18 protein-coding genes are annotated in these 21,297 nt (G+C 46.6%); 16 read left to right on the plus strand and 2 right to left on the minus strand.

Annotated elements, in window-relative coordinates; genetic code table 11:
* The first annotated feature begins 50 nt into the window (after nt 1-50).
* Nucleotides 51-1,169 (plus strand): prolipoprotein diacylglyceryl transferase, encoded by a 1,119-nt coding sequence (gene lgt, locus DW694_RS06970; RefSeq protein WP_118752750.1) that lies wholly within the window; start codon nt 51-53, stop codon nt 1,167-1,169.
* Between the two features lie 194 nt (nt 1,170-1,363).
* On the opposite strand, the gene DW694_RS06975 is transcribed toward lgt, so the two are convergent.
* Nucleotides 1,364-2,170, minus strand: a complete 807-nt coding sequence (locus DW694_RS06975; RefSeq protein WP_118752751.1) for a helix-turn-helix domain-containing protein — start codon at nt 2,168-2,170, stop codon at nt 1,364-1,366.
* Nucleotides 2,171-2,310: 140 nt separating this feature from the next.
* Here DW694_RS06975 and DW694_RS06980 point away from each other — a divergent pair, with 140 nt between their 5' ends.
* The 12 genes from DW694_RS06980 to ftsZ all read left to right on the plus strand — a co-directional run bounded on the left by DW694_RS06980 (nt 2,311) and on the right by ftsZ (nt 19,123).
* A complete protein-coding gene (locus DW694_RS06980; RefSeq protein WP_118752752.1) occupies nt 2,311-5,355 on the plus strand; it encodes a glycoside hydrolase family 2 TIM barrel-domain containing protein in 3,045 nt (1,014 codons plus the stop codon).
* Between the two features lie 303 nt (nt 5,356-5,658).
* Nucleotides 5,659-6,090, plus strand: coding sequence for a division/cell wall cluster transcriptional repressor MraZ (mraZ, locus tag DW694_RS06985; protein ID WP_021651636.1), 432 nt, complete (start codon nt 5,659-5,661; stop codon nt 6,088-6,090).
* Between the two features lie 35 nt (nt 6,091-6,125).
* A complete protein-coding gene (gene rsmH / locus DW694_RS06990) occupies nt 6,126-7,061 on the plus strand; it encodes a 16S rRNA (cytosine(1402)-N(4))-methyltransferase RsmH (protein ID WP_118752753.1) in 936 nt (311 codons plus the stop codon).
* A gap of 22 nt (nt 7,062-7,083) precedes the next feature.
* Nucleotides 7,084-7,653, plus strand: a complete 570-nt coding sequence (locus tag DW694_RS06995; protein WP_015526105.1) for a hypothetical protein — start codon at nt 7,084-7,086, stop codon at nt 7,651-7,653.
* A gap of 30 nt (nt 7,654-7,683) precedes the next feature.
* On the plus strand, nt 7,684-9,753 hold the full coding sequence (locus DW694_RS07000; protein ID WP_286186891.1) for a penicillin-binding transpeptidase domain-containing protein: 2,070 nt from the start codon (nt 7,684-7,686) through the stop codon (nt 9,751-9,753).
* Nucleotides 9,754-9,820: 67 nt separating this feature from the next.
* Nucleotides 9,821-11,587, plus strand: a complete 1,767-nt coding sequence (locus DW694_RS07005) for a penicillin-binding transpeptidase domain-containing protein (protein ID WP_182465483.1) — start codon at nt 9,821-9,823, stop codon at nt 11,585-11,587.
* A 63-nt stretch (nt 11,588-11,650) separates the two neighbouring features.
* On the plus strand, nt 11,651-12,607 hold the full coding sequence (mraY, locus tag DW694_RS07010; protein WP_015526100.1) for a phospho-N-acetylmuramoyl-pentapeptide-transferase: 957 nt from the start codon (nt 11,651-11,653) through the stop codon (nt 12,605-12,607).
* A 14-nt stretch (nt 12,608-12,621) separates the two neighbouring features.
* The gene (gene murD, locus DW694_RS07015; protein ID WP_118752754.1) at nt 12,622-13,977 is read left to right on the plus strand and encodes a UDP-N-acetylmuramoyl-L-alanine--D-glutamate ligase; all 1,356 of its coding nucleotides are present in this window, start codon (nt 12,622-12,624) and stop codon (nt 13,975-13,977) included.
* A 54-nt stretch (nt 13,978-14,031) separates the two neighbouring features.
* Nucleotides 14,032-15,132 (plus strand): putative peptidoglycan glycosyltransferase FtsW, encoded by a 1,101-nt coding sequence (locus DW694_RS07020; RefSeq protein ID WP_118752755.1) that lies wholly within the window; start codon nt 14,032-14,034, stop codon nt 15,130-15,132.
* Nucleotides 15,133-15,159: 27 nt separating this feature from the next.
* Complete coding sequence (murA, locus tag DW694_RS07025; RefSeq protein WP_286186892.1) at nt 15,160-16,440, plus strand: UDP-N-acetylglucosamine 1-carboxyvinyltransferase; 1,281 nt, start codon at nt 15,160-15,162, stop codon at nt 16,438-16,440.
* Nucleotides 16,437-17,720, plus strand: a complete 1,284-nt coding sequence (locus DW694_RS07030; protein ID WP_118752757.1) for a cell division protein FtsQ/DivIB — start codon at nt 16,437-16,439, stop codon at nt 17,718-17,720. The genes murA and DW694_RS07030 overlap by 4 nt, the downstream gene beginning before the upstream one ends.
* 239 nt (nt 17,721-17,959) lie before the next feature.
* On the plus strand, nt 17,960-19,123 hold the full coding sequence (gene ftsZ / locus DW694_RS07035) for a cell division protein FtsZ (protein ID WP_330364150.1): 1,164 nt from the start codon (nt 17,960-17,962) through the stop codon (nt 19,121-19,123).
* A 123-nt stretch (nt 19,124-19,246) separates the two neighbouring features.
* Here ftsZ and DW694_RS07040 read toward each other — a convergent pair whose 3' ends face one another.
* Entirely contained in the window at nt 19,247-19,570 is a 324-nt protein-coding gene (locus DW694_RS07040) for a DUF1540 domain-containing protein (RefSeq protein ID WP_118752758.1), read from the minus strand.
* Between the two features lie 440 nt (nt 19,571-20,010).
* Here DW694_RS07040 and infC point away from each other — a divergent pair, with 440 nt between their 5' ends.
* The 3 genes from infC (at nt 20,011) to rplT (ending at nt 21,176) form a co-directional block, all read left to right on the plus strand.
* Entirely contained in the window at nt 20,011-20,505 is a 495-nt protein-coding gene (gene infC / locus DW694_RS07045) for a translation initiation factor IF-3 (RefSeq protein WP_015526092.1), read from the plus strand.
* 83 nt (nt 20,506-20,588) lie between these two features.
* Nucleotides 20,589-20,786, plus strand: coding sequence for a 50S ribosomal protein L35 (rpmI, locus tag DW694_RS07050; protein ID WP_021651646.1), 198 nt, complete (start codon nt 20,589-20,591; stop codon nt 20,784-20,786).
* A 33-nt stretch (nt 20,787-20,819) separates the two neighbouring features.
* Complete coding sequence (gene rplT / locus DW694_RS07055; protein ID WP_015526090.1) at nt 20,820-21,176, plus strand: 50S ribosomal protein L20; 357 nt, start codon at nt 20,820-20,822, stop codon at nt 21,174-21,176.
* Nucleotides 21,177-21,297: the final 121 nt, after the last annotated feature.

Here is a 21,297-nt window from a genome sequence, read left to right on the forward strand (position 1 = left end):
ACGTCTGTGAAATACCGGCTGTAAGCTGAAAAATTATAACAGGTGATTTTATGGATATGTCAATTCGGTTTCCCGGATTAAATCTGGTTTTGGATCATGTGCCGAGATCCTTTGAGATCTTTGGTTTTGAGATCACGATCTATGGCGTCCTGATCGCGATAGGAATGCTTCTGGGAATCTTTTTTGTGGTACTGGAAGCCAGAAGAAATCATGAAGATCCGGATGCATATCTGGATCTGGCCATCATAACGCTGCTTTCCGGTGTGGCAGGGGCAAGGCTGCTTTATGCGGCTTTTTCCTGGAGCCTTTATAAAAATGATCCGGGACAGCTTCTGAATATACGGTCCGGAGGACTTATGTTTTATGGCGGACTTCTGGGCGGTGTGCTGGGTGGTGCGGTCTACTGCAGGATCCGAAAGAAATCCTTCTGGCAGATGGCAGATCTTGCCTGCATGGGACTTCTGATCGGGCAGATAATAGGAAAGTGGGGAAGCTTTTTTAACAGAGAATCTTTCGGGGAATATGCAGACAACATTTTTTCCATGCAGCTGCCGCTGACTGCGGTACGGGCAGGAGAGGTCACCACGGCTATGCGTGAAAAGCTTCAAACCGTGGACGGTGGTACCTGGATTTTGGTACAGCCCTTGTTTTTCTATGAAAGTCTCTGGTGTCTGCTTGTGCTTTTGGTGCTTATGATGCTGCTTCGCAAAAAAGTATTTCAGGGAGAGATCTTTCTGAGATATCTGGCAGGCTATGGTCTGGGAAGAGCAGTGCTCCAGTGGTTCCGCACAGATAAAATACTGTTTCTGGGAACCGGCGTGGATGTTTCACTGGTGATCTCGGTAATACTTTTTGTTCTTTGCACCGTGGTAGTTGCAGTGAAACGCGTGATGTCCAGAAAGCGGGCAAAAGTACGGATGAGAAGGATCGAGAAAGATCAGCAGGCAGAGAAAGAAGCGGAACAGCAACGGGAAAATGTAGCAGAGAATCTGGAAACAGAGACTGTACAGGGAGAAAAAAATGGATCAGAACGAGATACAGAAGAAAGAGGAAGCTCTTCGGAAAGCGTCACTTTTGCAGCAGCTGCAGGAGGAACGGAAGAAGCTGGACAGCCAGATCAGGAGCAGGAGCGATCTTCTGAAGAATCTGGAGGCCAGCCAAAGAGTTGATCGTATTCTGGAATTATATTACGGAAACTGAGATCAAACAGATATAGGATACAGATGCTTTTGTCTGATGGATCAGAATATAGGATAGGATACCGGCATTTGGCTGATAAGAGCAGAAGAAAACTGCCCTGCAGGAAAACGTCTTCTACGACGTTTCCGGCAGGGCAGTTTTTGTGCTGTGCAGTAGGAATATATCAGTACATCTTTCGGAAATCCAGAGGAGTTGTGCCTGTGACTTTACGGAACATGGCGATAAAGTGGCTGGCATCGGAAAATCCCGAAGCGCCGGCAACATCCTGGATCTTCATATCCGGTCTGGAAAGCAGAAGCTCACGTGCGCGGCTGATGCGGTACATGGTAACGTACTCGTAAACTGAGCAGCCCATAAAACGGCGGAACAGACGGGAAAGATACTGCGGAGAGACAAAAACGCTCCGGCTCAGCTGCGCTGCAGTGATATCCTGCTGATAACCGGTTTCGATTTCTTTTATTACCGGGATCACATATCTCTGATAGAGAGGATTATCCTGTATCTTCGGAGAAGCTGCACAGTCTGTAAAATTCATAAGAAAATTATAGCAGTCGGAAGAAAGAGATTTCATATCCGGTGTGGGCTGATGATATTTACGCAAGGTAGAAGAAATCATTTTCCGGATGCTGGCCCCTTGTTCCTTTTCGATAAGGATCCCTTCCTGGTTGTCTGTCATGGAAGGAATGCTGCCTGCCAGTGTTCCTGTGAAGGTGGCAAACATCGTGGTCCAGGAAGTAGACTCCCTGTGATAGGAATGAGGGACACCGGGGGCGATGAGGATGCCCTCGTTGGCTCCGAGAGTATAAAATCTTCCACGGACTTCAATGCGTCCGGTACCCTTTTCAGTCTGGAGGTAATGATAATACGGATATCCGTCCGGACGGAAGATATTAACCTGATTCCAGTGGTTCCCAAGAGATTCAAACATGAAGGGAGCACTGACCGGAGTGTTTCTGAAATAGATCGACATGATATTCACCTGTTTCTAAATGTTATATATTTTGGCGAAACATATTATACCATAATCCGGTGGATTATACTATAATGATCATAGCATAAAAAACGAAGGATCCGGCAGAAAAAACAGAATCTGCCGGGCAGGAGGAAAAAATGAAAAAATTTGATCATTCTCTGTTAAAAGATCCCCGGTATTTCAGCGACGGAAGAATGGATGCCCACTCAGATCATACATATTATCGCTGTGAGGAAGAGAGAGAAGATGGGAAAACTTCTTTCCGTCACAGTCTGAATGGTCTCTGGAAGTTCCATTATGCACGGAATTATGCATCTGCTATCCCAGGCTTTGAGGAAGAAGCATATTCCTGTAAGGACTGGGAGGACATTTATGTGCCGGCACATATCCAGATGGAAGGATATGATGCACCGCAGTATGCCAATGTCCAGTATCCGTGGGAAGGCCATGAAGAACTTCATCCGGGACAGATCCCGGAACGTTTTAACCCGGTGGCAAGCTATGTGAGATATTTCCATGTGCCGGAGAGCATGAAAGGAAAAAGAGTATTTGTTTCATTCCAGGGAGCAGAGAGCGGCCTGGCTCTGTGGCTCAATGGAAAATTTGTGGGATACAGTGAAGATTCTTTTACTCCGTCAGAATTCGAGCTTACGGAATATCTGAAGGACGGCGAGAACAAGCTGGCGGCACAGGTGTTTAAATGGACAGCCAGCAGCTGGTGCGAGGATCAGGATTTTTACCGTTTTTCCGGAATTTACAGAGATGTTTATCTGTTTACGGTACCGGATGTCCATGTATATGATCTCAGGATCCGTGCCATTCCGGATGAAACTCTCAAAAAAGCCGAGCTTGAGATCGTGACCAGTACCTGGGGAAAAGGAAAAATGAAGCTTACACTTTCCAGAAAGGGAGAGATCCTTTTGCAGGAGGAAAGATCTCTGAACGGAGAGGATACCTGTACCTGGGAGATTCAGGAGCCCCTTCTCTGGAGTGCAGAAGAGCCGAATCTCTATGATCTGGAGCTGGAAATCAGTGATGAAAGCGGAAAGCTCCAGGAGATCATCCCGGAGAAAGTCGGTTTCCGCCGTTTTGAAATGAAGGATGGTATCATGACCCTTAACGGAAAACGTATCGTATTCAAGGGTGTGAACCGCCATGAGTTCAGCTCTGTCACAGGAAGACATGTGTCCCGGGAGGAACTGCTCAAAGATATCGTGACCATGAAACAGAACAACATCAATGCGATTCGTACCTGTCATTATCCGGATGCATCTCCGATCTACCGTCTCTGTGATGAATATGGTATTTACATGATCGCAGAAAACAATCTGGAATCTCACGGAACCTGGGATATAGCAGAATTTACCGGAGATCACACGGATATCGTTCCGCACAACAAACCGGAATGGCTGGGCATGATGCTGGACCGTGTAAATTCCATGTATCAGCGTGACAAGAACCACCCGGCGATCCTGATCTGGTCCTGTGGAAATGAATCCTTTGGTGGAAAAGATATCTTTGAGATGTCTGAGTTCTACCACAAGAATGATCCTACAAGACTGGTACATTATGAGGGGGTTTTCCATGACCGCAGCTACAATGCCACCAGTGACATGGAAAGCCAGATGTATCCTTCCGTAGAAGCGATCCGGGAGTTCCTTGCAAAGGATGACAGCAAGCCGTTTATCTGTTGTGAGTATACCCATGCAATGGGAAATTCCTGCGGCGCAATGCATAAATATACAGATCTTACAGATACAGAACCGAAATATCAGGGTGGCTTTATCTGGGATTACATTGATCAGTCTATTTACAAAAAAGACCGTTACGGTAAAGAATTCCAGGCATACGGCGGAGACTTCGGTGAACGTCCTACAGATTATAATTTCAGTGGAAACGGTATCGCATACGGCGGAGACAGAGATGCTTCACCAAAGATGCAGGAGGTAAAATTCAACTACCAGAATATCACTGCGCAGGTAAGTGAGGATTCTGTTAAGATCATCAACAAAAATCTTTTTGTAAATACGGACACATTCCGATGTGAAGTGACTCTTGCAAAGAACGGTCATGTTCTCCGCACAGAGACACTGGATACAGCGGTGGAGCCTTTAAGCCAACAGACCTACAGACTTCCATTTGGAAAACAGCAGCGCCCGGGCGAATATACGGTAACCGTAGCCTTCCTTCTCAGAGAAAAAACACTTTGGGCAGAGGCAGGACATGAGGTTGCTTTCGGCCAGTATGTTTATCAGGTGGAAGGATCACCGGAAGCTCCTGCGTGTGGCGTGGAGCTTGTGAGAAGCCTTCATAACATCGGTGTCCGTGGGGAAAATTTCGAAGTGCTGTTTTCCGTTCTCAATGGTGGTCTGGTTTCGTATAAATATGCAGGAAGAGAAATGATCGAAGCGATTCCGAAGCCCAACTTCTGGAGAGCGCCTACAGATAATGATTGCGGAAGTCTGATGCAGATGCGCTATGCACAGTGGAAGATCGCCAGCATGTACGCAAGTCATAAGGATTACCGAAAAGGCATGTATGGTCCGGCCAATGCTCCGGAGACAACGGTTCACGAAAACAGCGTGGAGGTTGCTTTTACCTACATACTGCCAACTACGCCTGCCAGTGAATGCCGCCTTGCCTATGAGGTAACCGGAGATGGAAGAGTAAAGACAACGCTGACCTATGATCCTGTAAAAGAGCTGGGCGATATGCCGGAGTTCGGAGTACTCTTTAAATTCAATGCGGATTATGATCATGTTCAGTGGTACGGCTTGGGACCGGCAGAGACTTATGCAGACCGGAAGCATGGCGCAAAGCTCGGCATTTATGAGAATCTCGTGACAGACAATATGGCACGCTATCTTGTGCCGCAGGAATGCGGAAACAAAGCGGAAGTACGCTGGGCAAAGATCACAGACAGAAAGGGTAGAGGAATGCTCTTTGAGATGGATAAAGAAAACGGCCCGATGATGTTCTCGGCACTTCCATATACTCCTCATGAAATGGAAAATGCCATGCATCCCTATGAGCTTCCGGCAATCCATTATACCGTTGTCCGTGCCGCAAAGGCGCAGATGGGTGTTGGAGGAGATGACAGCTGGGGTGCCCGCACCCATCCGGAATACCTTCTGGATACCAATGGAAAGATGAAATTTTCCTTTGCGTTCAAAGGCCTTTAAAATGTCATAAAATAACAGAACATAAAGTCAGAAAAAAGCTTCCGGCGACTGTCCGGAAGCTTTTTCATTTCATAATAATGCACAGAAAATAAACAGGTTGAAAAAAAACCTGTGGATATTTCATGAAATGAAAAAAAACTTGGATATGCACTTGTTTTTTCATGGTAAATAGTTTAGAATGATTACATAAGTGGTAGAAAGTGGTGAATAGTGGTAGCGAATGGGGATGAGTGGCAGAATACACCATTTGCACCCTGGAAGCACGAAGGGGAGAATCGTGTTTCACGAGAGTAGGTGGGTTTCATGTTCATGGGCGAGTATAATCATACGATCGACGCGAAGGGGCGTCTGATCATCCCTTCCAGGTTCAGGGAACTCTTAGGGGAAGAGTTCGTACTGACAAGAGGGTTGGATGGTTGCCTTTCTATTTATCCGATGGATGAATGGGTTGCTTTTGAAGAGAAACTCCGAGCATTACCACTTACAAATAAAGACGCAAGAACCTTTTCACGTTTCTTTGTAGCCGGAGCTACAACATGTCAACTGGATAAGCAGGGAAGAATCCTGGTGCCGCAGACGCTGCGCCAGTTCGCTGGTCTGGATAAGGATGTGGTGCTTACGGGTAATCTGAACCGGATCGAGGTTTGGAGCAAAGAGAAGTGGAGCGAGAACTGCAATTATGATGATATGGACAGCATTGCGGAAAGCATGCAGAACATAGGAATCGTCATTTGAGCATAACGCAGGTAGAAATCCCACAGGAGACGGATATGGAATTTAAGCATAAATCTGTATTACTCAATGAGACCATTGACGGCTTAAGGGTAAAGCCGGATGGAATCTATGTGGATGGCACTTTAGGAGGAGCGGGACACGCCACAGAGGTGTGTAAGAAACTTTCTGCCAAGGGGAGATTTATTGGCATAGATCAAGACCAGGATGCGATAATTGCTGCGAGTGAACGGCTGTCAGCCTTTAATCAGGTGACAATCATTCGCAGCAATTATTGTTACATGGCAGATGAGCTGAGATCCCGTGGCATTGAGAAGGTGGACGGGATCCTGCTGGATTTGGGAGTGTCATCTTATCAGCTGGATAATGAAGAGAGAGGTTTTTCCTATCGGTACGATTCTCCTCTGGACATGCGAATGGACAGAAGACAGAGCCGTACAGCCGGTGATATAGTCAACGGTTATGAGGAACGGGAGCTGTATCGGATTATCCGCGATTACGGCGAAGATAAATTTGCCAAAAATATAGCGAAACACATTGTGGCTGCCAGAGAGCAGGTACCGATCCGGACAACCGGAGAACTGACAGAGATCATACGGGGTGCGATCCCCATGAAAATACAAGCTACAGGAGGACATCCGGCCAAGAGGACTTTTCAGGCAATACGTATTGAGCTCAACCGGGAGCTTGACGTGCTTCGGGATTCCCTGGACGGCATGATCGATCTCCTGGATGACGGAGGAAGGATCTGTATCATTACATTCCATTCTCTGGAAGACAGGATCGTTAAGACCATTTTCCGAAAAAATGAAAATCCCTGTACCTGCCCGCCGGATTTTCCGGTCTGCGTATGCGGAAAGAAATCCAAGGGTAAGGTGATCACAAGGAAACCGATCTTACCGGGAAAAGAGGAAATGGAAGAGAATCCGAGATCCAAAAGTGCGAAGCTTCGTATTTTTGAACGGAAAATGTAGTTGAGAGATGGAAGGTAGGCAAATGGCGAAGACAGGAAGAGGGACTACAGCCAGAAGAAATCGAAATACCGTCAGGAACAGCAGAGAAATGTATGTTCAGGGAAATGCGGTAAAACGGCTGCAGGAAGTTCCTCAGAGGACTGATCTGCCCGAGATACAGGAAAGGCGACGGCTGGCTCAGAAAAGAAAACAGAAATCCGCAGTACCTGTGACACCGGCAAAACAGGTGGTAAGCAGACAGGCACAGCGGAACCGGGAAAAGGCAATGGCCATGAACAAGGGGTTCGTTCTGTTTCTTACGGCAGTTTCCATCGCGGTACTTTTTACCTGTATCAATTATCTTCAGGTAAAATCCGAAATCACGGCGAGTATGAAAAATGTTGCAAATCTGGAATCTGAGCTTGCACAGCTGAAAGAAGATAACGATGCATATTACAGTCAGGTCACTTCTGCAGTGGATATCAGCGAGATCAAGAAAAAAGCTATCGGCGAGCTTGGAATGAAGTATCCTTCGGAGGATCAGATACAGACCTATACCACGGAAGGAAACAGTTATGTGAGACAGTATCAGGATGTGGACACACACAAGTAACAGAAGTACAGTTTTTAAGCAGGTGATCGATTGAGTACAAGAAGGCGCAGGCCGGTAAAAAAAATAAATTACAGTATGAAGAAAAAGCTGGCAGTACTATTTTCCTTAGTGTTGCTGGCTTTAGTCGGTTTGGTGGCAAGAATTACCTATATCAATGCCACCAGCGGAAGCAAATATCGAAAGCAGGTGCTGAGTCAGGCTCAGCAGAAATATGAAAATCAGACACTTCCGGCAAAAAGAGGCGATATCTATGACCGGAACGGGAATATCCTGGCAACCAGCAACAAGGTCTATAATGTGGTCCTTGACTGTCTGGAGGTCAATAAGGATCAGGATTCCGTGGAGCCTACCATAAAGGCTCTTGTGGAAGTCCTGGGATTGGATGAAGATGAGATGCGGAAGCTTCTCACCGACAGCAGTACAAAAAAAAGTCAGTATCAGATCGTAAAGAAACAGATTTCCATGGACGACAAAAAAGCCTTCGAAAAATACGAAGATCCGGGAGACGACAGTGAACTGACTGCCACGCAGCTGAAAGAACGTTCCAGGATCACAGGTGTATGGTTTGAAGAAGATTATCTCAGATCTTATCCGTTTAATGAGACTGCCTGTGATACCGTTGGATTTACACTTTCCAGAGATGTGGCGGATGCCGGACTGGAAGGATATTACAATGCGACACTTACCGGCGTGGATGGAAGACAGTACGGATACATCAACAACAATTCCGACGTAGAACAGACGATCATCGAACCGACGGATGGCAAAAGCATTGAGACCTCGCTGGATCTGGGACTTCAGCAGATCGTGGAAAAATACGTAAATACCTTTGAAGAAAAGATGGGAGCCAAAAATGTAGGCGTGATCATCGAGGATCCGAAAACAGGAGAGATCCTGGCAATGGACGGCGGTGACCGTTATGACCTGAATAACCCGAGAGATCTTTCAAATGTGTATTCCCAGAGTGAGATCGCTGCCATGAACGATGAGGAAACTGTGAAAGCGCTGAACGGAATGTGGAGTAATTTCTGCGTGACAGATGCCTACGAGCCTGGATCGGTTGTAAAGCCTATCGTTATGGGCTCCGCACTTGAAATGGGAGCGATTTCCGAGAGCGATAATTTTGTCTGTGACGGCGGACAGTCTTTTGGAGCGGAAGGTGCGACTACTTTTATCAAATGTGCGGTATGGCCGGATGCTCACGGGACAGAAGCTCTTTCCGATGTCATTGCCAATTCCTGCAACGATGGTATGATGCAGATCGCAGCAAAGATGGGAAAAGATAATTTTCTTAAGACACAGAGCGTTTTCAATTTCGGAACAAGAACCGGTATTGATCTTCCCAATGAGGGAAGCGGTGTGATCCATACCAGCGATACCATGGGAGAAACGGAGCTTGCATGCTCTGCTTTCGGACAGGGCTATACACTGACCATGATACAGGAGATCAATGCAATGTGTTCTGTGATCAATGGAGGATACTACTATCAGCCTCATCTGGTGACGAAGATCAAGGACAGCAGCGGCGGAATCGTAAAAACGATCTCTCCGACACTGATGAAGCAGACGATATCTGAGAAGATATCTGCAGATATCCGCTCTTACATGGCTGCCAGCGTAGACCATGGTACCAGCCGTACATCCAAGGTGCAGGGCTACAGCTCCGGTGGTAAAACCGGTACTGCCGAGAAGCTTCCGCGAGGCAATGGCAAGTATCTGGTATCCTTTATCGGATTTGCACCGGTAGATGATCCGGCGCTTGTGATCTATGTAGTTGTGGATGAGCCGAAGGTAGATGATCAGGCAAGCAGTACGTACGCACAGTACATTGCACAGGGAATCCTTTCCGAAGCACTTCCGTATCTGAATGTACAGCCGGATGAGGCAGAGGATGGAGAAGTTCCGACTACAGAGCTGTGGGAACTTTTTAAGGGAATCAGCGATTCTGCAACAGGAACTGGCGCAGACGGGCAGAAGGAGGCCATTTCCGATGAGAATGTACCAAGTCCGCCGGAAGATGAGTCGGAGGACAGTGATACCGAAGATAATAACGATATGCAGAGCGAAGGTCTTACCAACGAGGAGGCCGGCCTGGAATAGATAAAAAGAATACCCTCTCAGGGGAACGTCATATATTACAGTGACGACCTCTGAGAGGGATTTTTTTATGATCCGGACCATGGTTTATCACAGGAAAAAAATATGGATGGTTTTTCTGATCTGCATAATGCTTCTTCTGGGACTTGTGGGAAGACTCTGGTATCTTATGAACGTCCGGGCAGAATATTATTCAAAAAAGGCGGAGGATCTTCATGAGAGGGAACGTGACATAAAAGCAGCCAGGGGAAAGATCCTGGACATCAGGGGAAATATTCTGGCAGATAACCGGACAGTCTGCACAGTATCGGTGATACACAGCCAGATCAAAGATCCTGAAAAAGTGATCCGTGTACTGTCCGGAGCATTGTCTGTAAAAGAAGAGGAAATCCGAAAAAAAGTTGAAAAAGTTTCTTCTATTGAAAGAATACAGACAAACGTGGAAAAAAGCATTGGAGACAAGATCCGGGAATATGACCTTGAGGGAGTGAAGGTAGATGAGGATTATCGGAGATATTATCCTTATGGATCTCTCGCTTCAAAAGTACTGGGATTTACCGGAGGTGATAATCAGGGGATCATTGGTCTTGAAGTGAAATACGATGAGATACTGAAAGGAGAGCCCGGAAAGATCCTCACAGTTACGGATGCACGTGGTGTGGAGATCGACGGAACCGGAGAACGGAGGAAGGAACCGGTGTCAGGAAATACTCTGCGTACCAGTCTGGATGTTAATATCCAGGAATATGTGCAGCAGGCAGCAGGTAAAGTCATGGAAGAAAAACAGGCGGAGAGAGTTTCCATACTGCTTATGAACCCTCAGAACGGAGAAATCTATGCCTGTGTCAATGTGCCTGAATTTGATCTGAACGATCCGTTTACTCTGAATACAGAAGAAACAGCAGCAGAGGGAGAAAAGAAGCAGGATCTTCTGAACCGGATGTGGAGAAACCCCTGCCTGAATGATACCTATGAACCTGGCTCGACTTTTAAGATCATCACTATGGCAGCAGGGCTGGAGGAAGGAGTGGTGTCAACAGAGGATCGTTTTTTCTGTCCGGGCTATAAGGTGGTGGAGGACCGGCGGATCCACTGTGCAAAGAGAACAGGACATGGTGCGCAGAGTTTTGTAGAAGGTGCCCAGAACTCCTGTAACCCGGTATTTATTGAGGTGGGCCTGCGGCTTGGAGCAGACCGTTATTACAAATATTTTAAACAGTTCGGACTTTTGAAAAAAACAGGGATAGATCTTCCGGGAGAGGCAGGAACGATCATGCATAACCCCAAAAATATGGGAGAGGTGGAGCTTGCCACGGTATCCTTTGGCCAGTCGTTTCAGATCACACCGATCCAGCTTGCAACAACCGTCAGTGGGATCATCAATGGCGGAAACCGGATCACACCTCATTTTGGGATCAGCGTGGAAAGTGCGGACGGAACAAAGGTGCGGACACTGGAATATCCGGTGGAAAGCGGGATCGTGTCCGGTGAGACTTCCCGGACAGTACGTACGATCCTGGAAACTGTAGTTTCAGAAGGCTCCGGAAAAAATGCCGGGATCCAGGGGTTTTCCATTGGGGGAAAAACAGCTACCTCTCAGACACTGCCCAGAGGCTCCGGCAGATATATTTCTTCATTCCTGGGGTTTGCCCCGGCAGAGGATCCGAAGGTCCTGGCTCTTTGTATCATCTATGCACCCCAGGGTATGTATTATGGTGGGATCATTGCCGCACCGGTGGTACGCAGTATTTTTGAAAATGTACTTCCCTATCTTGGGATCGAGAGGACAGTTACGGAAACTCCATCCGGGGAAAACCGGGCAGATGGGGTTGATTAATGAGGATAAAAGCCTTATACTGTTGAAGAAGTATAAAAAAACGAAAGAATTAGAGGTGTGAGGATGGAGTTTCATGTTGTGATCCCTGTGCTGATCTCATTTGCGATCAGCCTTGTATTAGGACCGATTGTTATCCCTTTTTTAAGAAGACTTAAAATGGGACAGACAGAGAGAGAGCTGGGTGTGCAGTCCCACCTGAAAAAGAACGGTACCCCTACTATGGGTGGGGTGATCTTTCTCATTGCAACAACTGTAACATCACTGTTTTATATCAGAGATTATCCGATGATCATCCCGGTACTTTTCCTGACACTGGGATTTGGACTGATCGGATTTCTGGATGATTATCTGAAGGTAGTCCTGAAGCGTTCTGACGGACTTCTGCCATGGCAGAAAATGGCACTGCAGATCGTTGTGACAGCTGTATTTGCTTTTTATCTTGTAAATTATTCCAACGTATCCCTGACTATGAAGATCCCGTTCTGGAGCGGACATTATCTGAACCTGGGATGGTTTGCAGTTCCGGTACTGTTCTTTGCGGTGATCGGTACAGTAAACGGAGTCAATTTTACGGATGGACTTGACGGACTGGCTTCCAGTGTTACCCTGATCGTGGCAGTATTCTTTACGGTGGTTTCCCTTGGAATGAACAGTGGTGTGGAACCGATCACCTGTGCAGTTGTGGGCAGTCTGATGGGATTTCTTCTGTTTAATGTATATCCTGCCAAGGTATTTATGGGAGACACCGGTTCTCTGGCATTGGGTGGCTTTGTGGCTGGTGTGGCTTATGCCATGCAGATGCCGCTGTTTATCATCCTGGTCGGACTGATCTACCTTGTGGAGGTATTGTCTGTTATGCTCCAGGTATCCTATTTCAAGGCAACACACGGAAAAAGAATCTTCAAGATGGCGCCTATCCACCATCATTTTGAGCTTTGTGGGTGGTCCGAGACACGAGTTGTTGCAGTGTTCTCTGTTGTAACTGCTATTATGTGCCTGATCGCTCTCCTGGCATTATAAGGAGGAACAGAAAAATGGATTTAAAAGGAAAAAAAGTTCTCGTTTTCGGAGCCGGAAAAAGCGGCATCGGAGCAGCTGATCTGCTTGGAAGTGCAGGAGCACAGCCGGTGATCTATGACGGAAACGCAGATCTTGATAAAGAGGTAGTTTTACATAAAACAAACGGAAAATACACCCCGGAGATCTGGGCCGGAGATTTTCCGGAGAGAGCGCTGGACAGTCTTGATCTCGTAGTGCTAAGCCCGGGAGTTCCCACAGACCTTCCGTTGGTAAAGAGCTTCTATGAAAAGGGCCTTCCGGTATGGAGCGAGGTGGAGCTTGCCTACCGTACAGGCAAGGGAGAGGTTCTTGCGATCACAGGAACCAACGGTAAGACAACAACTACAGCACTCCTCGGAAAGATCATGGGAGATGCCCGTGAATCTGTATTTGTTGTAGGAAATATCGGAACTGCATATACATCCAAATCATTGGAGATGAGGGAGGATTCCGTAACTGTTGCGGAGATCAGCAGCTTTCAGCTGGAGACTATTGACCAGTTCCGCCCGAAGGTAAGTGCGATCCTCAACATCACAGAGGATCATCTGAACCGTCATCATACCATGGAGGAATACATCCGTGTAAAAGAATTGATCACCAAAAATCAGGGACCGGAAGATGTATGTGTTCTGAATTACGAGGATGAAGTCCTTCGTAAATTCGGTGAAAATATCGTTCCGAAGGTGGTATATTTCTCAAGTCTTCGCAAACTGGATAGGGGAATCTATCTGGACGGAGACCAGATCATTCTCAAAACAGAAAAAGAAGAGATCCCGATCGTAAAAACCGGAGAGCTTAAGATCCTGGGACGTCATAATCACGAGAATGTAATGGCAGCAGCAGCCATGGCATATTATGCGGGAGTTTCTGTGGAGAGTATCCGCAAGAGTGTCTGTGAGTTTGTGGCAGTTCCACACAGGATCGAGTATGTGACAGAGAAAAACGGTGTTGCATATTACAACGATTCCAAGGGAACCAACCCGGATGCGGCCATCAAGGGGATTCAGGCAATGAACCGTCCGACTCTTCTGATCGGCGGCGGCTATGACAAGGAATCCAGCTATGATGAGTGGATAGAATCCTTCGGCGGAAAAGTCCGTTATCTTGTTCTCATCGGTCAGACGAAAGAGAAGATCAAAGCAGCAGCAGAACGTCTTGGATTTACAGATATCATCCTCTGCGAGGATCTGAAGGAAGCTGTCCGAGTCTGTGCGGAAAAAGCCAATCCCGGAGATGCAGTTCTGCTTTCACCGGCATGTGCGAGCTGGGGACAGTTTGATAATTATGAGCAGCGCGGTGACATGTTCAAGGAATACGTGAAAGCACTGTAATAATCCGAAAAATACATACATAAGCTGAAATAAAGACCACTGTGGAGGCCATGCATGGAGGCAGGACAGAAACAGACCGGAAAGACAGATACCGTTCTCTGGGTACTGGTTCTGATTCTGGTGGTATTGGGACTCGGGGCGCTTTTTTCGGCAAGTGAATATAATGGCAGAGTACGTTTCCACGACTCTGCCTATTATTTTAAAAAGCAGCTCTTTGCCACGGCACTGGGGCTGCTTGTTATGTATCTGGCATCACGGGTAGATTACCGGCTGTTTGTAAAGCTGGCGCCGGCTGCCTATATTTTTTCACTTTTTCTGTCTGCCGCAGTCCTGCTTTTCGGACAGGAGATCAATGGATCGAAGAGGTGGCTGAACCTGGGGCCGCTTTCCTTTCAGCCGTCGGAGTTTTCCAAGGTGGCAGTAATATTATTTCTGGTTTGGCAGATCAGCAATACAAAAAGCAAAACAACCGGATTCTGGTTTATCTGCAGGACTATGATGACCTTGCTTCCGGTAGCAGGTCTGGTGGGCTCCAATAACTTAAGCACAGCGGTGATCATTCTAGGGATCGGTGTGCTGCTGATCTTTGTGGCCAATCCCAGATATCTGCAGTTTCTCGCGCTTGGAGGTGCGGGGATAGGATTTATTGCGGTTTTTCTTGCTGCGGAGAGTTATCGTCTGGAACGCCTGGCAATCTGGCGGGATCCGGAAAAATATGAAAAAGGATTTCAGACCATACAGGGCCTGTATGCAATCGGAAGCGGAGGAATCTTTGGCAAGGGGTTCGGGAACAGTCTGCAGAAGCTGGGATTTGTCCCGGAAGCCCAGAATGATATGATATTTTCTATTGTGTGTGAGGAAACGGGGATACTGGGAGCCTTTCTGACACTTTTTCTGTTTGGCATTCTGATCTGGAGGCTTTGTATTCTGGCATTAAACTGCCGGGATCTGCAGGGAACGCTGCTGTGCGCCGGGATCATGGCACATATGGCGATCCAGGTGGTCCTGAATGTTGCAGTAGTAACGAATACGATTCCCAACACCGGGATCACTCTGCCCTTTGTAAGCTATGGCGGAACTTCTGTTGTTTTTCTTCTGGGGGAAATGGGGCTGGCCTTAAGTGTCAGCAGTCACAGACATGGAAGGATCACATAGAATAACAAGTAAGAGGCCCTTTTAGGAGTGGAATACTTGAATGAGATCGATGAGATCATCGTGACCGGAGGCAGGCCGCTGCATGGAAGCGTCCGGATCCAGGGGTCAAAAAATGCGGCACTTCCGGTTATGGCAGCAGCACTCTTAAGCACCGGGACCAGTGTACTGCGGGGATGCCCGAGAATCAGTGATGTATATTTGATGGAAAAGATCCTGAAATATCTGGGGGCAGAAACCTGGTGGGAAGGTCAAGATCTTTATCTGGACTGCAGCCATGCGGACGGCACCATGATACCGGAGGGTTATTCCGGAAAAATGCGTTCTTCCGTGATCTTAATGGGAGCAATGCTGGGGCGGAGCAAAAAGGCACAGACAGGATATCCCGGAGGCTGTGTGATCGGGAAGCGGCCGGTGGATCTTCATATCCAGGTTTTGCGCCGCCTTGGGGCAGCTGTGGTGGAAAACGGCGGGATGATCCGGGCATCCTGTGGAAAACTCCGCGGTGCAGAGATGTTTTTTCAAAAAAGAAGTGTAGGCGCTACAGAACAGGGCATTCTGGCAGCGGTCCTTGCAGAGGGGAAAACAGTTCTTAACGGCTGTGCCTGTGAACCGGAAATTTATTGGCTTTGCCACTATCTTACCGGAATGGGGGCAAAGATCCGGATTCGTGAAAAAGGCTGTATCTGTATTGAAGGAGTGGAGAAGCTTGAAGCCGGCGATGACTGCATTCCACCAGACCGTATTGTCGCCGGAACCTATCTCATGGCAGCGGCGGCAACCAGAGGAGAGATCATCCTGGAAAATCCGCCTCTGGAGGAAATGGGTGGAATCCTGGATGTATATCGGAAAATGGGTGGACAATGCCGCAGGGTAGGTGGTAAACTAATAGTCAACGGAAAAAATACAGGTTTTCCCCTGGAGCTTCTGGAAACAGAAGTTTATCCGGGATTTCCTACAGACCTGCAGTCTCCTGCGATGGCGGTACTGGCCACGATCCCGGGAGTGAGCAGGATCCGCGAGAAGATTTTTGAAGACAGATATAAAACAGCCTCATGGCTCTGTAAAATGGGAGCACAGATCCAGATCCGGGATGGAGTTGCTGTGATATACGGAGGGCAGCCCCTGACCGGTTGTACTGTGGAAGCAGAGGAGCTTCGCGGTGGTGCGGCACTTGTGATCGCAGCACTTGCCGCGCAGGGGATTACCAGGATCCGGGGCTGTTGTTTCATAGAAAGAGGCTATGAACATATCTGTGAGGATCTGACCGCACTGGGCGGTCTGCTGATAAAGGACAGAGGAACTTTATGAAAACATCAAAAAAAAAGTCACTGAAAGCAGTTGGCGTACTTCTTGTCCTGCTGCTGGCAGGAATTATTTTCTTTTTTACGTATTATCAGGTAGATGAAGTGCAGGTGATGGGCAGCAGCCATTATTCTGAAAAACAAATCAGGAAGATGGTACTCAGGGGACCGCTGGCATCCAATTCTGTTTTTGCACCGCTTCTTTATACTAAGCAGAACACAAAAGATGTTCCCTTTATAGAAGGCTATACCGTAACAAGGCTGAACCGGCACACCATCTGTGTCAGTGTGAAGGAGAAGGATATCGTTGGTTGTATCCCTTATCTGGACAGTTATATTTATTTTGACAGAAACGGTATTTTTGTGGAAGGGTCCACGGAACGTGACGAAAAAATCCCGTTTTTTGACGGGATCAAAGTCAAAAAAGTGATCCAGAACGAGAAACTCCCCATCAAGGATGAAACGGTGATGAATACGGCAGTTGCTCTTTCTACTATTTTTGCAAAAAATGATAAGGTTCCGGATCACATTGAATTTGAAGATGACGGACAGATCAGTCTTGTTTACGGGGATATCACAGTTAAACTTGGAAAGGATGAATATCTGGAAGACAAAATGACCAGAGTTCTGGCTATCCTTCCGATGCTTTCCGGAAAAAAAGGAATTCTCCATGCAGAAAATGTAAATGATAATTCCAAGAACATTACCCTGGAGCAGGAACAGGATGAGAGCCAGACTTCCGCAGAAAACTGGACCGGAGGCTATGATGAGGAAGGAAATTATACCGGAGAAGGCGAATATGACGAAAATGGTAACTATGTAGGACCGAAACCGCAGACGAATCTGGAGCATGCGCAGGAAAACTGGGTGGGTGGTTATGATGAAGAAGGAGATTACACAGGCAGTGGTGAGTACGATGCCAACATGACCTATGTAGGCGAAGCCCCCACAGAAGAAACCATGGCAGAAAAAGGAAACTGGAAGGGCGGTTACCGGGAAGACGGCGGCTATGACGGAGTCAGTGAATATGACCGTGATGGCAATTACGTAGGTACTCTGGAGGATTATCAGGCTTCGGCAGAAAGCTCCGGAGACGGAACAGACTCTGAAGATCCAGATGCTCAGAGTACGGATACCGAAGATACAGAAAATGAAGAAGACTCTTCAGACAGCAGTACGGACAGCACCGAGGAAGAGGCTGATTACAGCAGTGATCAGGAAGAAGGCGCTGAGGATTATGATGAAAATTCGTACAGCGATTACAGTGATGAGTCCGATTATGAGTAAAGATAAAAAAGCTTTCTTAATGTATAGTACCAGTATTTGGACATTTTGCCAGAGATTGTTTTGTAAATGTTTCGGTTAATAGAAACAGTGCCGAAATTTAGTGAAAAAAGTATAAAAAAACAAAATTAATGGTTGATTAATTACCGAAAAAAATATATGATATAACTATGTGTATATGTAGCTTGGAATAGATTATTACACTGAATCGGATATCAGGTAGAAATAAAGGAGGAAGTACATTGTTAGAGATAATGACGAATGAGGCTGAGTCTTCTGCGAAAATTATTGTAATTGGAGTAGGTGGCGCAGGTAATAATGCGGTAAACAGAATGGTGGAAGAGGCCATTGGCGGAGTTGAGTTTGTAGGTGTTAATACCGATAAACAGGCTCTGACACTGTGTAAAGCTCCGACTGTACTTCAGATTGGTGAGAAAATTACGAAAGGTCTCGGCGCCGGCGCACAGCCGGAGGTTGGACAGAAGGCAGCTGAGGAGAGCATTGAGGAAGTTAAGAAGATCATCGAGGGAGCGGACATGGTTTTCGTTACCTGTGGTATGGGAGGCGGAACCGGAACCGGAGCTGCTCCTGTGATCGCCGGTGCGGCAAAAGAGATGGGTATCCTGACTGTCGGTGTTGTTACCAAGCCTTTCCGTTTTGAAGCAAAGACCCGTATGAACAATGCACTTGCGGGAATCGAAAATCTGAAGAAAGCAGTTGACACTTTGATTGTCATCCCCAATGACAAGTTACTTGAGATCGTTGACAGAAGAACAACCATGCCGGAAGCACTGCGTAAGGCTGATGAGGTTCTTCAGCAGGCAGTACAGGGTATTACAGACCTGATCAATCTGCCGGCTCTGATCAACCTTGACTTTGCAGATGTACAGACAGTCATGACAGACAAGGGAATCGCTCATATCGGTATCGGTGAGGCAAGAGGTGATGACAAGGCTATGGAGGCTGTACAGCAGGCGGTATCTTCTCCGCTTCTTGAGACAACCATCAAGGGCGCTACTCATGTGATCATCAACATTTCCGGAGATATTTCTCTTATGGATGCCAACGATGCTGCAAGCTATGTACAGGAGCTTACAGGTGAGGATGCAAACATCATCTTTGGTGCTATGTATGATGATTCTGTTGCAGATTATGCGAGAATTACAGTTATTGCTACAGGTCTTACAGACAATAACCTTCAGAACACACCATTTGGAAATAGAGCTTCCAATTCTGTATTCGGAAACACCAAAAAAACAAGCCAGTCACAGCCAGGCGGTATGAACCTTAACATGCCAAGCTTCAGCCTGCCGACTATGAATTCCACACAGTTTGGAACAAAGGCTCCTACAAGCACTGTTCAGAAAAAGGACATCCAGATCCCGGATTTTCTTAAGAACAGATAATAAATGAACATGATAAGATCCGGCAGAGACTCCATCTGGAACGCTGCCGGATCTTTTTGACTTTCTGATCAAAAGAAACAGGAATGTCTGCTCTGTATGGAAACAGGATTTCTGTTCAGGATATCAGCATTCGCAGCTGAAAGTATCACATTTTGTATCACAGCAGCGATGTGCATTGTCACCGGATACATTGATGGAAGCTGCGGTGCATTTGCAGTGCTCATTGTAGGTGCAGTTGTGTGCTTTGCAGTCGATGTTAATGGTCTCACACCCACAGTAGGGATCTGCGGAATTTTTTACAGCACACTCTTCCTGGTCACGGAAGCTTTCACAGGCGGTGTCGTCCGCATAACGAGCATCTGCACCTTCGACACTGATGGATCCCCTGGAGCAGAGAGAATTTTTGTTATAGCAGCAGTTGTGTGCGGAGCATTTAAGACTTGTCATAAAAGTGTCCTCCTGATAATTATGATTTTACCGGAAACCGTTAGCCTGCCGGAATGCGCATCCTGTCTGATCGTCAGCACTGCGGTAAGGCTTGACAGATTCCGATGTTGCATAGTATGTCCGGAAGAAGAAAAATTTATACTCAAAAAATAAATACATAATAATATAAAAAACAGTTGACAAATAGCAGACACCATGGTATTCTCTTAGAGTACGTAGCGAAAAGAAAGCAGAGTTCACTCTCACCTCAGCGCTGAAGATAAGCGACTCAGGTCAATATTGCACAGTACTGCGAACGGACCAACCATCAGTGCGCAGGTGTAATTATTTGAAGTGTGGACATCTGTCTGCGCTTTTTTTGTGCGGCTTAAGCTACATTAATGAGAAAGAAAAAAATAATTCTATCATGTTCATGGAGGTGTACAACAATTAGCGGTTTAATGATTAACGAACAGATCAGAGACAGAGAGGTACGCTTGATTGGTCCGGACGGAGCTCAGCTTGGAATCGTGTCCGCCAGAGAAGCGATGGCGAAAGCGCAGGAGGCAGGACTTGACCTTGTAAAGATTGCCCCACAGGCGAAACCGCCGGTATGCAAGATCATCGATTACGGTAAATACCGTTACGAGCTTGCAAGAAAAGAAAAAGAGGCCAGAAAAAAGCAGAAAACCATCGATGTCAAAGAAGTGCGTCTTTCCCCGAACATTGATACGAATGATTTGAAGACGAAGGTAAATGCAGCAAGAAAGTTCCTTAGCAAGGGCGACAGAGTTAAGGTTACACTTCGTTTCCGCGGAAGAGAGATGGCACATATGTCCAGCAGTAGGCATGTGCTTGATGACTTCGCAGATCTTCTGTCCGATATAGCGACTGTAGAGAAGGCTCCGAAGGTAGAAGGCAGAAGCATGACTATGTTTCTGACTGAGAAACGGTAGATATCTCAGTCTTCACGGCAACAGCCGGGCAGAACGGGATGCTATATAAAATTTAGAAGTACCAAATCAAGGAGGAATTCATAATGCCAAAAATTAAAACTTGCAGAGCAGCAGCAAAGCGCTTTAAAAAAACAGGTACAGGAAAATTAGTAAGAAATAAAGCCTACAAGAGCCATATCCTTACAAAGAAATCTCAGAAGAGAAAGAGAAATCTGAGAAAATCTACTGTTGTTGATTCTACTAATGTAAAGAGCATGAAGAAAGTATTACCATATTTATAAGATAGAGAAGACGAACAGGAGGAGAATTAAGAAATGGCAAGAATTAAAGGCGGATTAAACGCAAAGAAAAGACATAACCGTACATTAAAACTGGCAAAAGGCTACAGAGGAGCCCGTTCCAAACAGTATAGAGTAGCAAAACAGTCTGTAATGAGAGCTCTTACAAGCTCCTATGCAGGAAGAAAACAGAAGAAACGTCAGTTCAGACAGCTCTGGATCGCTCGTATCAACGCAGCAGCAAGAATGAACGGACTTTCTTACAGCAAAATGATGCACGGCCTTAAGGTTGCAAACATCGACATCAACAGAAAGATGCTTGCAGAGATGGCTGTTAACGATGCAGCAGGCTTCACAGCTCTTGCTGAGATCGCTAAGAAAGCAATCGCATAAGTAAAGTATTAAGAGACGAAGGAGTCCAGGGAATTTTTCCCTGGATTTTTTTGTAAAAAAATTCAGACAATTTGCCGAAAAACGACACAAGCTGTACAGCGGACAAGTGTCCGCGTTGTGC

It is taken from the genome of Ruminococcus sp. AM26-12LB (assembly GCF_003480785.1).
In the GTDB taxonomy this organism is placed as follows: Bacteria; Bacillota; Clostridia; order Lachnospirales; family Lachnospiraceae; genus Blautia_A; species Blautia_A fusiformis.